The following is a 14320-nucleotide window of genomic DNA, read 5'->3' as shown; positions in this document are numbered from 1 at the left end:
GCAGCACTTCCTCGGATTCGGCCCGGCCCACCGGAGCGAGTGCTCGCACTCGGCCTCGCTGTCTCCCTCATCGAAGGAATCCCATATGACCGTCACTACGCGTGCCCTCGACACGGCCGACTGGACTGCCTCGTTCACCCAGGCGAACAACACCGACCCCGAGATCCAGGCGCACGGCAAGTACTTCACCTGCTCGTACCTGCTCGACATGACCGACCACACGTTCGTCATCCAGATGAGCCGCGGCAACGTGGTGGACATCGCGATCGACCCCGGTCCGTTGGATGTGCCGTACCAGTTCGCGCTGCGTGCCAGCGCGGACACCTGGCGCAACTTCGGCGTCCCGGTTCCCGCCCCGATGTACCACGGCATCTGGGCTGCGAGCTTCCAGCGAGACATGAAGCTCGAAGGCGACATTCTGGTGCTGATGCAGAACCTGCGGTGTATCACCCGCCAGATCGAGCTTCTGCGCGCCGTCGGCGTCCCGGTCTGATCCTCTCACCCCCCTCGAGCCGTAAGGAACACTCATGAGCAAGATTTCCCCGGTCACCGGCCACTACGTCGACGTGGACGTCGACGGACTGCTGTACAAGGTCTTCTACCTCGAGAACGGCACCGGGCAACCCCTCGTGTGCCAGCACACCGCCGGCTGCCACAACCACCAGTGGCGCGGTCTCCTCGAAGACGAGGAGATCACCGAGAACTACCGTGTCATCGCCTACGACCTGCCGCGGCACGGCAAGTCGGATCCGCCGGAGAACACCGAATGGTGGACCGAGGAGTACAAGCTCTCCGCGGACCACTACGCCCACTTCATCGTGGCACTGTGCGACGCGCTCGAACTCGAGAACCCCATCTTCATGGGCTCATCGTTCGGTGGGAACATCGCACTGCAACTTGCGCTTCGTCACCCCGACCGCTTCGCCGGCGTCATTCCCGTCGAGGGTGCCGACTACTCGCCCGGCTTCTACCTCGACTGGTGGCAGCACCCTCACGCCAACGCGGCACAGGTCTGCGCCAGCGGCGTGTGGGACCTCATGGCCCCGCAGTCGCCGGAGGCCGACCGCTGGAAGACCTGGTTCTACTACAGCCAGGGCTCCGAGTCCTTCCGCGGTGACCTGCACTTCTACTCGGTCGATCACGACCTGCGCGGAAAGCTCGCAGACATCGACGGGGACCGGTGCCCGGTCGTGATGCTGACCGGTGACTACGACTACCTCACTACCCCCGAGGACAGTGCACGCACCGCGGCGCAGATCCCGAACGCCGAGTTCATCGAGATGAAGGAGATCGGCCACTTCCCGATGAGCGAGAACCACGCTGTCTTCCGCGGATACCTCATCCGGGCTCTCGAAGTCCTCCAGGACAAGGCCGGCAAGGCAGTCGCCACCAGCTAGAATCCGCCGCTCGCTCGGGTGTGGTCGCTGAACAATGGGGGCCACACCCCGGGCGACGGAATCGGCCTCGGCGCCCCTTTCGTGCCGGCTACTCGGCGCGGCGTTCAGCCTCCACAAACTCGGCAGGAGCCATGACCCACACTCTCCCCGCGGGCGTCCCGACCCAACTCTGGATCGGTGGAAAGCTCGTCGATTCGTCTACCGGTATCACCTTCTCCGTGGAGGATCCCGCCACCGGTGCCGCGATTGCGCACGTCGCCGACGCCGCGCCCGAAGACGGACTCCGCGCTCTCGAACGCGCCACCACCGCGCAAGGGGAATGGGCGCGGACCCCATCGCGTCGACGCGGCGAAATCTTGCGCACCGCATTCGAACTCATCCGCAGGCGGGCAGACGACTTCGCGCGCACCATCACTCTCGAGATGGGTAAACCGCTCCACGAAGCGTATGCGGAGGTCGAATACGGCGCGTCATTCCTGCACTGGTTTTCCGAGGAAGCAACCCGTATCAGCGGGCGAATCTCCCCGTCCCCGTCGGGAACCGGCACCATTGTCGTCACCAGAGAACCGGTTGGACCGGTACTGGCCATCACCCCCTGGAACTTTCCGCTGGCCATGGCCACGCGCAAGATCGGTCCAGCACTGGCTGCCGGCTGTCCGATCATCGTCAAACCAGCGGCCGAAACGCCCCTGACGATGCTGCTGGTCGGCCAAATTTTCGCAGATGCGGGTCTGCCCGATGGTGTGCTGTCGATTCTGCCCACCTCCGATGCCGCAGCACTGACCGCTCCACTGATCGACAGCGCTGAACTGCGCAAGATCACGTTCACCGGATCCACCGGCGTCGGCAAGCTGCTGGTTCGCCGATCAGCGGACCGACTCCTGCGAACGTCGATGGAACTCGGAGGCAATGCCCCCTTCCTCGTGTTCGACGACGCCGATGTCGATGCAGCGGTCGACGGCGCGATGGCAGCAAAATTCCGCAACGGCGGCCAAGCATGCACAGCAGCCAACCGATTCCACGTCGCACGTAGCGTCGCAGAAGAGTTCAGCGAGAAGTTCACGGCACGCATCGGTGCATTGCGCACGGGACACGGTCTCGAAGCGGGAACCGACATCGGACCGCTGATCACCGCGAAACAGTGCGCCACCGTCGATGCTCTGGTCGAAGACGCCGTCGCGAAGGGTGCACGCCTCCGCACCGGCGGTGTCCGTCCCGACGGCCCGGGAACGTTCTACGCCCCGACAGTTCTCGACGACGTGAGTCTCGATGCACGTCTGCTGCGGGAGGAGATTTTCGGCCCGGTTGCCGCGATCACCACCTTCGACACGGAGGACGAAGCGATCGCGACGGCAAACAACACCGAATACGGGCTCGCTGCGTACTTCTACACCCGGAGTCTCGACCGTGCCTCCCGAGTCGCCGACGCACTCGAGACCGGCATGGTCGGGATCAACCGAGGCATCATCGCCGATGCGGCCGCACCCTTCGGAGGGGTGAAGGAATCCGGCTTCGGCCGCGAAGGATCCGTCGAAGGAATCGACGAGTACCTCGCCACGAAGTACATTGCACATTGATCAGAGCCACAGAATGGTCCGGAAGCGTTGCCGGCCCGTGCCAGGACCCATCACTCAGACGAACCTGATGACGACACCGAAAGCGTTGTGCCCGTAGATGAGGACGTCGTTGCGTTCGGTCTACGGCCACCCTGTATCGACGTGGTTCACGCCCTGTGCGTCACCCTGCACGCTGAGATCGCTGGCCAACTCGACGTGATCGCGCCCGCGCACCCATCGGCCAAGGGTGCGCAGCAGATACTCCGTGGTGCGGGGCCTGCGCGCGCCGGTGCTCGATATCGACCTCGACGAGTTGTCCGCCCGTGATATTCGCGAACAGCGGTGTGTGTCGGCCGCGGGCACCGAACCGCAGCCGCCATCCTTCGGTGGCACCCAACCCAGCGAATGTCACTGTCCTCGAATAGCGCTCGCCGCGGCACTGACCTTTGTGCATCGTGAGTCACCTGTAAGGCCGCTGGTTCGGGTGGTATGTGCCGCCACTCGTATGCGGTGACATTCAGCTCGATTGCTGTCCCCTTGTGCGCCGGGGCGTCTGGTGAAGGACCCGCCGAGCCGTTGGGTCCTTCACCAGAGAGGTGGTTACCGCACTCGCTCGTGCGGCACTACCTCCTCGGTACCCCTGGCTGACCGGCTACCGCCGACTGACCATCCGCTACGAACGGCACGGAGTGCACTTCGCCGGATTCTGCAACTCGCCGCCGCGTTGACCTGCCTCGAGAAACGCACCAAAATGAGACATGCTCTAAGCCTGGCCGATCGCCGACCGGCACAGGGCCGAGAGCTCGTCGACCACCGCGTCGAGCGGCGCCGAGCTGCGTTGCGCCTGGGCGAGCACCAACGCGCCCTCGAGGGCGCCGACGACGAGCACCGCCAGCGACCGTGCGCGTTCCGGACCGACCCCGTCCGCGACGAGGGCGTCGCCGAGCAGGTCGGACCAGGTCCCGAACGCCTCCCCGGCGACGTCGCGGGCGCCGCGTTCGGTGCCCAGGGCCGCCGCGACGATCGGGCAGCCCACCGCGTAGTCGCCGTCCTCGAGCCCGCGGCGCCACAGGTCGGCGAGCGCCTGCAGCGCGTCGGGGGTGTCCGAGGCTTCCAGCACCCGGGTCATCCCGTCGCCCAGGTGCTCGGCGGCGCTGCGCGTGGCCTCCTCGACGAGCTGCGCTTTTCCGCCGGGGAAATGGTGGTAGACCGACCCGCGCGGCGCGCCGCTGTGGGCGAGCACGTCGGCGAACGAGGTCGCGGCGACGCCCCGCTCCCGGATGAGCCGGATCGCGCTGCGGATCATCGCGGCACGGGGACCGCTGGTCGGGTCGCTACGCCTGGCCATGTTCCTGCTCCGCTCTTGCTGCCGGTTTCTATGTATGTTGTCATACTTAGATCCGGTTCGCGCCGGAACGGACCCGTTCTTCCCGAGGAGTCGTCGTGACCGAGATCGCCGCCCCGCCCCACCCCTTCGACGCCGCCGTGACCCTCCGGCCCGCGGAGGACGGCCGCACGCGGGGTCGGACCACCCCCGACTACACGAACATGGTCGGTCCGTTCGGTGGCGTCACCGCTGCCGCCCTGCTGCGGGCCGTTCAACAGCACCCGGACCGGCTCGGTGACCCGATCTCCCTGACCGTCAACTACGCCGGACCGGTCGCCGACGGCGACTTCGACATCACCGTGCGAGCGGTCCGCACCAACCGCACCAATCAGCACTGGCAGCTCGAGCTGACCCAGGACGGCGTGGTCGCCACCACCGCCACCGCCGTGTTCGGCACCCGCCGCGACACCTGGTCGGATACCGAGCTCGACGTTCCGGAGGTGCCGTCGGCGGAGACGGTTCCGGCGCAGACCCTTCCGGAGTTCATCGCCTGGGCCCGCAACTACGAGATGCGGTTCGTCGAGGGCGCGGTGCCCGAGCAGGACGCCGGCGAGCACCCCGACTCCACCACCACGCTGTGGGTGCGCGACACTCCGGCCCGCCCGCTCGACTTCCCGGCCCTGACGGCGCTGAGCGACGTCTTCTACCCGAGGGTGTTCCTGCGGCGCGGCCGGTACATGCCGGCCGGGACCGTGTCTCTGACGGTGTACTTCCACGCCGACGCCGCGCAACTCGACACCCAGGGCGACGACTTCGTCCTGGGCACCGCGCGCACCCACCGCTTCTCGCAGGGCTACTTCGACCAGGCCGCCCAGCTGTGGGGCCGCGACGGCACGCTGCTCGCCACGAGCCACCAGCTCGTCTACTTCAAGGACTGACTCTCCGGGGCCCGCACCGCGAGCAGCGCCACCAGCCCGGCACCGAGCACGACGAGCAGACCGCCGATGCCGGCCCGGTCCGCGCCGAACGTCCAGGCGAAGAGAGCGAACAGGGTCGGAGCCAGGAACGAGACGGCGCGGCCCGTCGTCGCGTAGAGCCCGAACATCTGGCCTTCCCGCCCGGCGGGGGTGATGCGCGCGAGGAAGGTGCGGGCCGACGACTGGGCGGGTCCGACGAACAGGCACAGCAGCAGACCGAAGATCCAGAACATCACCGGCCCCGACACCACGAGCAGCACGATGCCGACGGCCATCATCGCGGCGAGCGAGGTGACGATCACCGCCTTGGGTCCGACCCGGTCGTCGAAGCGACCCGCCGCGAGGGCGCCGAGCGCCGACACCACGTTCGCCGCCACACCGAACAGCAGCACGTCGGCGGCGTCGATGTCGTACACGTTCACCGCGAGCACCGCGCCGAACGTGAACACCCCTGCCAATCCGTCGCGGAACAGTGCCGATGCGCCGAGGTAGCCGACGGTGCGCCGGTCCATCGCCCACAGCTCGCGCAGGTCGCGCAGCAGCACCCGGTAGGACTGCACGATCCCGGCCCGTTCCGCGCCGGGATCGACGCCGGTGGGCCGAACCTCGGGCACCGCGAGCAGCACCGGGACGGCGAAGATCGCGAACCACACCGCCGCGGCCAGCACCACCAGGCGGATGTTGAGACCGGCTTCGGTGCTCACCCCGAGGAAGCCGCGGGTGTCGCCGTCGCCGGCGATGAAACCGAAGTACCCGAGCAGCAACAGCAGCAGTCCGCCGACGTAGCCCATGGCCCAGCCCAGACCGGAGACCCGGCCCATGTTCTCGTCGGTGGAGACCTGACGGAGCATGGCGTTGTAGGGCACTTGCGCGAGTTCGACGACGACGGACGACACCCCCAGCAGCACGAGGCCGAGCCACAGGTAGCGGTGGTCGTCACGCACGAAAACCATTGCCGCCATCAGCGCGACGCCGGCGTAGGACAGCACCGCGAGGGACCGCTTGCGTCGGCCGGTCGCGTCGTAGCGCTGGCCCGAGACGGGGGCGGTGATCGCGATGAAGAACCCCGAGAGGCCCAGCGCCCACCCCAGCCACGTGCTCGCCGACATCGACCCCGGCAGGTCGTCGCCCACGGCATCGGTGAGATACACGGAGAAGACGAAGGTCAGCACCACCGCGTGGTAGGCCGACGACCCGAAGTCCCACATGCCCCAGGCGAAGACCTGGCGCCGCGAGGTAGCCTCCCCGATCCCGGCGACGGCGTCCGTGTGCGCGCTCATGCCCGCAGCCTAGGAGATCGCCGCGCCGAGAACCGGCCTCTGACGATCCGCGCGCTCCGCGGTCGGCCGCGAACGCAATCGCGTTCGCGGCCGACTGGGAGGTTCGCGGACGTCGACTCCGGTGTGCACTTGATTGCATATGCACCTCGGTGCATACTCGCGATATGGCACTGGAACACGCGCTGCTCGCCGCACTCGACGAGCGGTCCGGCTCCGGCTACGAACTCGCTCGCCGGTTCGACAAGTCGATCGGCTTCTTCCACAGCGCAACCCACCAGCAGATCTACCGCGTCCTGCGGCGGATGGACGAGCGCGGCTGGATCACCGGCCGCACCGTGCCCCAGGACGGGCGACCCGACAAGAAGGTCTACCGCGTCAGCGCCGCCGGACGCACCGAACTGGACCGCTGGATCTCCCAGCCCTCCGACCCCGAGCAGCTACGCAGCGACCTGGCGGTGAAGATCCGCGCCGCCGGGCCCGCCACCCTCCCCGCCCTCCTCGCGGAGCTCACCCGCCACCGCGACGCCCACGCCGCACGTCTCGAGGTGTACCGCACCATCGAGAAGCGCGACTTCCCCGCACCTGACCGGCTCACCGGGCCCTCACTGCACCAGTATCTGGTTCTGCGCGGCGGCATCCGCGTCGAACAGGGATTCGCGGACTGGTGCCAGGAAGTGCTCGACGCCCTCACCACCGAGGACAACTCGTGACGAACCCGTACCCCCACCTGCTCTCCCCTCTCGACCTCGGACCCTTCACCGTCCCCAACCGGGTCGTCATGGGCTCGATGCACACCGGTCTCGAGGACCGGGCCAAGAACACCGGTCGCCTCGCCGCGTACTTCGCCGAGCGCGCCCGCGGCGGCGTCGGCCTCATCGTCACCGGCGGCTACGCCCCCAACCGGACCGGCTGGCTGCTGCCGTTCGGCGCCAAACTCACCAACCGGCTCGAGGCCCGCCGGCACCGGACGATCACCGATGCGGTCCACACCGAAGGTGGCCGTATCCTGCTGCAAATCCTGCACGCCGGGCGCTACAGCTACTGGCCCCTGAGCGTGTCTGCGTCGTCGATCAAGGCACCGATCAACCCGTTCCGCCCGCGCAGGCTGACCTCGTGGGGTGTGCGCCGGCAGATCCGCGCCTACGTCCGCTGCGCCCGCCTCGCCCAGCAGGCCGGTTACGACGGCGTCGAGATCATGGGCGGCGAAGGCTACTTCATCAACCAGTTCCTCGCCGAGCGCACCAACCGCCGCACCGACGCGTGGGGCGGCAGCGCCGAGAACCGTCGCCGGCTGCCCGTCGAGATCGTCCGCCGCACCCGCGAAGCCGTCGGACCGAACTTCGCGATCTGCTTCCGGCTGTCCATGGCCGACCTCGTCGAAGGCGGCCAGCACTGGGACGAGATCGTCGCCCTCGCTCAGGAACTCGAACGCGCGGGCGCCACGCTGATCAACACCGACATCGGCTGGCACGAGTCGCGGGTGCCCACCATCGTCACGTCCGTCCCGCGTGCCGCGTTCGCGGACGTGACCGCCGAGTTGGCGAAGCACGTCGGGATCCCGGTCGCCGCGTCCAACCGGATCAATATGCCCGAGACGGCCGAGGAAATCCTCGCCCGCGGCGACGCACAACTGATCTCGATGGCGCGGCCGATGCTGGCCGACCCGGAATGGGTCCGCAAGGCCGCCGCCGGCGTACCCGACGAGATCAACACCTGCATCGCCTGCAATCAGGCCTGCCTCGACCACGCGTTCGTCAACAAGCACGTCTCGTGCCTGCTCAACCCCCGAGCCGGCCGGGAGACCGAACTGCTGCTCGCCCCCACCCGCCGCCGCAAGACCGTCGCGGTCGTCGGCGCCGGTCCTGCCGGGCTCGCGGCGGCCGTGAACCTGGCCCGTCGCGGCCACTCCGTCACCCTGTTCGAAGCCGACGACGAGATCGGCGGCCAGTTCGGCATCGCCCGCCGCATCCCCGGCAAGGAGGAGTTCGCCGAGACCGTACGGTACTTCCGCCGCCAGCTGGAGCTGACGAAGGTGCAACTCCGTCTCGGTACCCGCGCGAGCGCCGACGATCTGATCGGCGCGTACGACGAGGTGGTCGTCGCGACCGGCGTCACCCCCCGCGTGCCCGCCATCCCGGGCATCGACCATCCGAGCGTGCTGTCCTACCCGCAGGTCGTCCGGGACGGGGCGCCCGTCGGGGCGCGCGTCGCCGTGATCGGGGCGGGCGGGATCGGCGTCGACGTCTCCGAGTTCCTCACCCACGACCACTCCCCCACCCTCGACCTGGCCGAATGGAAACGCGAGTGGGGCGTCACCGACCCGAAGACCGCCCCGGGGGCGCTCACCGAGCCCCGCCCGTCGCCGTCGCCGCGGGAGGTGTTCCTGTTGCAGCGCAAGCCCGGCCCGATCGGGAAGGGCCTCGGCAAGACCAGCGGATGGGTGCACCGGGCGTCCCTGAAGCACAAGAAGGTGCACGAGGTCTGCGGGGTCAACTACGAGCGGATCGACGACGCCGGCCTGCACATCAGCTTCGGCGAGGATCGCCGGGACCCGAAGGTGCTCGACGTGGACAACGTGGTGATCTGTGCAGGGCAGGAACCGGTCCGTGACCTGGTCGATCGGCTCACCGCTGCGGGCGTGACCACCCACGTCATCGGCGGGGCCGACGTCGCCGCGGAACTCGACGCCAAGCGCGCGATCGAGCAGGGCACCCGCCTCGCGGACCGCATCTGAACCGGCCGCCGCTACGCTGAGCGACCATGACTCTGCCGACTCCCACCCCCGACGCCCGAGCCGTCGTGACCGGCGCCTCCTCCGGCATCGGCGAGGCTCTCGCCGCCGAACTCGCCGCGCGCGGGCACTCGCTGATCCTCGTCGCCCGCCGCGGCGACGTGATGGCGGAGCTCGCGGCGACGCTGCGGGCGAAGCACGGCGTCACCGTCGAGGTCCGCGCCTGCGACCTGTCCGACCGCGACGCACGAACCGAGCTCGTCGACGAACTCGGCAAGCGCCCGATCAGCATCCTGTGCAACAACGCCGGCATCGCGACGTTCGGCCCGGTGGCCCAGCTCGATCCGGCCTACGAACGGGCCCAAGTCGAACTGAACGCCGTCGCCGTGCACGACCTGACCCTCGCGGTGCTGCCGCAGATGGTCGAGCGCCGATCCGGGGCGATCCTGATGGTCGGTTCCGCGGCGGGCAACATGCCGATCCCCAACAACGCGACCTATGCGGCGACGAAGGCGTTCGTCAACACCTTCTCCGAGTCGCTGCGCGGGGAACTGAAGGACAGCGGCGTGCACGTGACGCTGCTGGCGCCGGGCCCGGTACGCACCGAGACCCCGGACCCGACCGAGGCGTCGATCGTCGACAGGCTCGTGCCGGACTTCCTGTGGATTTCGAGCGAGCACACCGCGAAGGTGTCGCTCGACGCGCTCGCCGAGAACAAGATGCGCATCGTGCCGGGCCTGATCAGCAAGGCGATGTCCGTCGCCGGCAACTACACCCCGCGCGGTGTCGTCGCGCCGATCGTCGGCGCCTTCTACAAGAAGCTGGGCGCATAGCGCCGGTGTGCCGTTTGGGCTGCGGGAGTAGCCCAAACGACACACCGGGGGCGTCAGCGCCGGCGGCGCCGGCCGGTGCCGAAGATGCTGCGACTGATCTCGCGTCCCGCGGCCGACGCCGCCGAGCGCAGGAAACTCTTGACGGCCGCATTGCCGAGGACCTGCTCGACAACGCTCGGCCCTTCGTCCCGCGGCGGCGGCGCGCTGGGCAGGTCCGGCAGCGGCGGCAGGTCCACCCGCGGGTCCGGCGCGGGCGCGCCGGACACCTTGGCGGTGAGCAGCTCGTACGCCGACTCGCGGTCCACCGTCCGCCCGTACCTGCCGTACAGCGCGCTGCCCTGCGCGGCCGCGCGGATCGCCGGCTCGCCGATCGTGTCCATCAGCGAGCGCGGCGGCCGGATCCGCGTCCACGCGACAGGTGTCGGCGCGCCCTTCTCGGAGAGCACCGTGACGACGGCCTCGCCGATCCCGAGGGTGGTCAGTGCCTCCTCGAGATCGTAGAAGTCCGTCTCCGGATACGTCCGGACGGTCTTGGCCAGCGCCTTCTGATCGTCCGGGGTGAACGCGCGCAAGGCGTGCTGCACCCGCGCACCGAGCTGGGACAGCACCGCGTCGGGCACATCCGCGGGCAGCTGCGTGCAGAAGAACACTCCCACGCCCTTCGAACGGATGAGCTTGACCGTCTGCTCGATCTGCTGCAGGAACACCTTGGAGGCGTCCGCGAACAGCAGGTGGGCCTCGTCGAAGACGAACACGAGCTTCGGTTTGTCGAGGTCGCCCTCCTCCGGCAACGTCTGGAACAGGTCCGCGAGCACCCACATCAGGAACGTCGAGAACAGCACCGGCCGGGCGGCGTGGGTGCCGAGCTCGAACAGACTGATCACGCCGCGTCCACCGTCGACGCGCAGTAAGTCCTCGGTCTCGAACTCCGGTTCCCCGAAGAAGGTGTCCCCGCCGTCGGCCTCGAGATTGACCAGCGCCCGCAGGATCACGCCGGCGGTGGCCCGGGAGACTCCGCCGATGCCCTTCAGGTCGGCCTTCCCCTCGTCACTGGTCAGATGGGTGACGACCTGCCGCAGGTCCTTCAGGTCGAGCAGCGGCAGTCCCCGGCGGTCGGCCCAGTGGAAGATCAGCCCCAGGGTGGACTCCTGGGTGGGGTTGAGGCCGAGGACCTTGCCGAGCAGGATCGGACCGAACGCGGTGACCGTGGCTCGGACCGGAACGCCCATCCCCTCGGTGCCGAGGGAGAGAAACTGCACCGGGTAGGTGCTCGGCACCCATTCGGAATCGCCGGTCTCGGCGGCGCGGGTCCGCACCCTGTCGGTGTCCTCGCCGGGCGCCGACAGGCCCGACAGGTCGCCTTTCATGTCGGCCATCACCACCGGGACTCCGGCGGCGGAGAGCTGCTCGGCGATGCCCTGCACGGTCTTGGTCTTGCCGGTACCGGTGGCACCGGCGATCAGTCCGTGCCGGTTCATCGTGGCGAGCGGGATCCGTATCCGAGCCGACGAATCGACCACCCCGTCGTGGACGACAGCGCCGAGGTCGAGGGCGACCCCGTCGACGGAGTATGCCGCGGCGATCTGTCCGGCCGGGCCGGGCGCGACGTCCGCCGCGTCGGCCTCGCGCTGGGCCGCCTCGGCCGCTCGCTGCGCCTGCTCGGCGGCTTCCAGGGCAGCGGCGGCGACGCGCGCCGCTTCCTCGGCGGCCGCGCGGGCGGCCGCCGCCTTCTCGGCCGGCGACGATGCCGGCGGTGTCGGATCGGCTGTCATCCGGTGTCCTCCTCGTCCACATGCGGCCGCGGAATGGTCACCGTGACCATATCGCCGCGACCGGGCTGACTACGCTGTGTTTCGTGCAGGACAAACTTGTATGGATCGATTGCGAAATGACCGGCTTGCAGATCGACAGCGACCAGCTGATCGAGATCGCCGCCCTCGTCACCGACAGTGATCTCAACGTGCTCGGAGACGGGGTGGACATCGTCATCCACGCCGACGACGAGGCACTCGCCGCGATGCCCGACGTCGTCACCGAGATGCACGAGCGCTCCGGGCTCACCGAGGAGGTGCGCAAGTCCACGGTCAGCGTCGCAGAGGCGGAGAAGATGGTGCTCGACTACATCCGGGCTCACGTCCCGGAGGCCGGTACCGCGCCGCTGGCCGGCAACTCGATCGCGACGGACCGCGGGTTCATCGCTCGTGACATGCCCGAGCTCGACGCCTACCTTCACTACCGGATGGTGGACGTCAGCTCCGTCAAGGAGCTGTGCCGCCGCTGGTATCCGCGGATCTACTTCGGGCAACCGGCGAAGGGCCTTTCGCACCGGGCGCTCGCCGACATCAAGGAGTCGATTCGCGAATTGCGGTACTACCGGCGGACCGCGTTCGTCGCGCCTCCGGGCCCTCCGTCGGCCGAGATCGCCGCCGTCACGAAGGAGTTGGGTCCGGCCTGACCTGCGGATTCGCCCTTTCCGGCAAACACAGGCTAGTATCTGTACCGCAGGCGCAACCGGCCCAGGCCGATCGCGAATGCGATGGTGAGTGTAGTTCAGTTGGTAGAGCACCAGGTTGTGATCCTGGCTGTCGCGGGTTCGAGTCCCGTCACTCACCCCCACAGGGCAAGTCCCTGACCGGTATCCGGTCAGGGACTTGCCTTATTCAGTGGCGTGCCACGGCGGTCATCCGGTGAAGCAGTACGAGTCGCTGGACGCATCCCCGCCCTGCAGGCGCGTCTGATGCACCCTGAGTCCGTGGAAGTCGTCGCCGTGCGGGAAGAACCCGCGGTCGACGACGAGGCCGCCGGCGGAGACATCGGCATCGAACTTCGCCATCCACGCTCCGACGCCGTCCGGGTAGAAGACCTCGTCCCAGGCCGCGTACAGCGAGTTGGTGGCGTAGACCCGGCGCCCGTCGCGACTGATCTCCACCATCTGCGGGCCTCCCGAGATCGGGAGGTCAGGAACCGCCGGGTGCGGCGCGCGGCGAACGATCCCGCCCAGGCGCACCGATGCCGTCTCCCGCGGATGGAACGGGTCGGCGACGTCGTACTGCTTGAGCTCTCCTGTGCCCCAGCACGAGACGTACAGCCAACGGTCGTCGACCGACAGGTCGATGTCGGAGACGAGCGGCGGTACCGCGCCGAAGGGTTTCAGTGCCGGCGGCAGATCGTCGGTGTCGGCCGGCTCCGCCGGAATGGTGATCACCTTCTCGACCGCCCACCGGTCGTCGCTCTTGTGCCACATCCACACGGAGGCCGACAGATCCTCCACGCTGACGACGACTCCCACGAACCCGAACGCCTGGGAGGGATTGTGCGCCGGGCGGAGTTCGAGAACCATCTGATGTTCGTCGCCGAGATCGATGCGCTGGGTCAGCTTGCGCTCGGACATACTCCAGAAGTTCAGATGGTGTCCGAACCTGCGGCCGAGGAGGTCTTCGGGGTTCAGTCCGTTCTCGATCATCGACGGCGTGGCCCACTCGGAGGTGATCACCGTGTCGTACTTCAGGTGCCACCACACGTCGTACGCCAGGAACTGCTCGCCGTGCTCGGCCTCCCAGGCCCCGACGACGTCGAACGTGTCGTGGTCGAGCAGCGCGACACCACCCGGACCCTCGGCGCCGTCGGCGCTTCCCAGGGCGGACATGAAGATGCCACCCGGTCCACAGTGCACCGTGTGCGGACGCGAGTATCCGGCCTTCGCGGCGAGCTCGGCGGCCTCGATCGTGTGTGTCACCACCGGGTGCCGCGCATCGGGCTTGGTGTCGAGGATGTACGTTCTCGACGAGCGGATGCCCGGCACCACCAGGTATCGCCGTTCGAGCGGCTGCCCGTGCTGATCGCCGTGCCCCTCGTGACCGTGCCCCTCGTGACCGTGCCCCTCGTGACCGTGCCCCTCGTGACACAGCGCGCTCGAGCAGGCGTTCCACCCGAAGTGGTGCAACTCGTTGCCCGCCGTCGGCAGCTCGGTCCAGCCGACCACGCCACCGAACGTCGGCGAACCCGTCTCGCAATCGACCACTGCGATCGCGTCCTTCGCCCGGCCGGCCGGATCGAACGCAGCCACATAGGCAAGCAGCTCGGGCGCGGCAGCCACGGCCTCACTCGGGCTGCGGTAGAACGTGGGATCTGTCGTCGCAGGCATGAATCCTCCTCGACTCGGACCTGTCCGCCGGGCCACCCTCGGTGGTCCACGCTCGGTCGATGTCACAGGTAGGCA

Annotated in this window: 12 protein-coding genes and 1 tRNA gene; 9 read left to right on the top strand and 4 right to left on the bottom strand. The window is 68.5% G+C overall.

Going from position 1 to position 14320, the window contains the following annotated elements:
- Nucleotides 1-85 precede the first annotated feature (85 nt).
- From AC2IPW_RS09480 to AC2IPW_RS09470, 3 genes are all read left to right on the top strand, one after another.
- Nucleotides 86-493, top strand: coding sequence for a hypothetical protein (locus AC2IPW_RS09480; protein ID WP_416063311.1), 408 nt, complete (start codon nucleotides 86-88; stop codon nucleotides 491-493).
- A gap of 34 nt (nucleotides 494-527) precedes the next feature.
- On the top strand, nucleotides 528-1397 hold the full coding sequence (locus AC2IPW_RS09475) for an alpha/beta fold hydrolase (protein WP_371383363.1): 870 nt from the start codon (nucleotides 528-530) through the stop codon (nucleotides 1395-1397).
- 131 nt (nucleotides 1398-1528) lie between these two features.
- Entirely contained in the window at nucleotides 1529-2974 is a 1446-nt protein-coding gene (locus AC2IPW_RS09470; protein WP_416063310.1) for an NAD-dependent succinate-semialdehyde dehydrogenase, read from the top strand.
- A gap of 742 nt (nucleotides 2975-3716) precedes the next feature.
- Here AC2IPW_RS09470 and AC2IPW_RS09465 read toward each other — a convergent pair.
- Nucleotides 3717-4301 (bottom strand): TetR/AcrR family transcriptional regulator, encoded by a 585-nt coding sequence (locus tag AC2IPW_RS09465; protein WP_003936831.1) that lies wholly within the window; start codon nucleotides 4299-4301, stop codon nucleotides 3717-3719.
- A gap of 95 nt (nucleotides 4302-4396) precedes the next feature.
- Here AC2IPW_RS09465 and AC2IPW_RS09460 point away from each other — a divergent pair, with 95 nt between their 5' ends.
- Nucleotides 4397-5218 carry an acyl-CoA thioesterase gene (locus tag AC2IPW_RS09460; RefSeq protein WP_371383366.1) on the top strand — a complete coding sequence of 274 codons (822 nt, stop codon included), beginning with the start codon at nucleotides 4397-4399 and terminating at the stop codon, nucleotides 5216-5218.
- Here the strand turns inward: AC2IPW_RS09460 and AC2IPW_RS09455 are convergent.
- On the bottom strand, nucleotides 5203-6537 hold the full coding sequence (locus tag AC2IPW_RS09455) for an MFS transporter (RefSeq protein WP_416063309.1): 1335 nt from the start codon (nucleotides 6535-6537) through the stop codon (nucleotides 5203-5205). The two genes, AC2IPW_RS09460 and AC2IPW_RS09455, sit on opposite strands and share 16 nt — an antisense overlap.
- A 164-nt stretch (nucleotides 6538-6701) precedes the next feature.
- Between AC2IPW_RS09455 and AC2IPW_RS09450 the strand changes: the two genes are divergently transcribed.
- From AC2IPW_RS09450 to cmrA, 3 genes are read left to right on the top strand one after another with little or no spacing between them, the layout of a single operon-like run.
- Nucleotides 6702-7247, top strand: a complete 546-nt coding sequence (locus tag AC2IPW_RS09450) for a PadR family transcriptional regulator (RefSeq protein ID WP_416063308.1) — start codon at nucleotides 6702-6704, stop codon at nucleotides 7245-7247.
- A complete protein-coding gene (locus AC2IPW_RS09445) occupies nucleotides 7244-9271 on the top strand; it encodes an NADPH-dependent 2,4-dienoyl-CoA reductase (RefSeq protein WP_289381853.1) in 2028 nt (675 codons plus the stop codon). The genes AC2IPW_RS09450 and AC2IPW_RS09445 overlap by 4 nt, the downstream gene beginning before the upstream one ends.
- 26 nt (nucleotides 9272-9297) lie before the next feature.
- On the top strand, nucleotides 9298-10101 hold the full coding sequence (cmrA, locus tag AC2IPW_RS09440; protein WP_289381855.1) for a mycolate reductase: 804 nt from the start codon (nucleotides 9298-9300) through the stop codon (nucleotides 10099-10101).
- Nucleotides 10102-10154: 53 nt separating this feature from the next.
- Here the strand turns inward: cmrA and AC2IPW_RS09435 are convergent, their stop codons facing one another.
- Nucleotides 10155-11873: a helicase HerA-like domain-containing protein gene (locus tag AC2IPW_RS09435; protein ID WP_289381856.1), complete on the bottom strand. Its 1719-nt coding sequence runs from the start codon at nucleotides 11871-11873 to the stop codon at nucleotides 10155-10157.
- Between the two features lie 83 nt (nucleotides 11874-11956).
- Between AC2IPW_RS09435 and orn the strand changes: the two genes are divergently transcribed.
- Together orn and AC2IPW_RS09425 are read left to right on the top strand one after the other, a co-directional pair.
- Entirely contained in the window at nucleotides 11957-12556 is a 600-nt protein-coding gene (orn, locus tag AC2IPW_RS09430; protein WP_289381859.1) for an oligoribonuclease, read from the top strand.
- 83 nt (nucleotides 12557-12639) lie between these two features.
- Nucleotides 12640-12717, top strand: a tRNA-His gene (locus AC2IPW_RS09425).
- A gap of 64 nt (nucleotides 12718-12781) precedes the next feature.
- On the opposite strand, the gene AC2IPW_RS09420 is transcribed toward AC2IPW_RS09425, so the two are convergent.
- Nucleotides 12782-14245 carry a selenium-binding protein SBP56-related protein gene (locus AC2IPW_RS09420; RefSeq protein ID WP_486376750.1) on the bottom strand — a complete coding sequence of 488 codons (1464 nt, stop codon included), beginning with the start codon at nucleotides 14243-14245 and terminating at the stop codon, nucleotides 12782-12784.
- Between the last annotated feature and the right edge of the window lie 75 nt (nucleotides 14246-14320).

Source organism: Rhodococcus sp. NS-SX18, assembly GCF_057367935.1.
Note: the sequence above shows the minus strand (reverse complement) of the source record. Positions and strands in the feature narration are given on the sequence as shown.

Coding starts and splice junctions, on each gene's coding strand:
- AC2IPW_RS09480 (WP_416063311.1), top strand. CDS start 86: ATGACCGTCACTACGCGTGCCCTCGACACGGCCGACTGGACTGCCTCG.
- AC2IPW_RS09475 (WP_371383363.1), top strand. CDS start 528: ATGAGCAAGATTTCCCCGGTCACCGGCCACTACGTCGACGTGGACGTC.
- AC2IPW_RS09470 (WP_416063310.1), top strand. CDS start 1,529: ATGACCCACACTCTCCCCGCGGGCGTCCCGACCCAACTCTGGATCGGT.
- AC2IPW_RS09465 (WP_003936831.1), bottom strand. CDS start 4,301: ATGGCCAGGCGTAGCGACCCGACCAGCGGTCCCCGTGCCGCGATGATC.
- AC2IPW_RS09455 (WP_416063309.1), bottom strand. CDS start 6,537: ATGAGCGCGCACACGGACGCCGTCGCCGGGATCGGGGAGGCTACCTCG.
- AC2IPW_RS09450 (WP_416063308.1), top strand. CDS start 6,702: ATGGCACTGGAACACGCGCTGCTCGCCGCACTCGACGAGCGGTCCGGC.
- cmrA (WP_289381855.1), top strand. CDS start 9,298: ATGACTCTGCCGACTCCCACCCCCGACGCCCGAGCCGTCGTGACCGGC.
- AC2IPW_RS09435 (WP_289381856.1), bottom strand. CDS start 11,873: ATGACAGCCGATCCGACACCGCCGGCATCGTCGCCGGCCGAGAAGGCG.
- AC2IPW_RS09420 (WP_486376750.1), bottom strand. CDS start 14,245: ATGCCTGCGACGACAGATCCCACGTTCTACCGCAGCCCGAGTGAGGCC.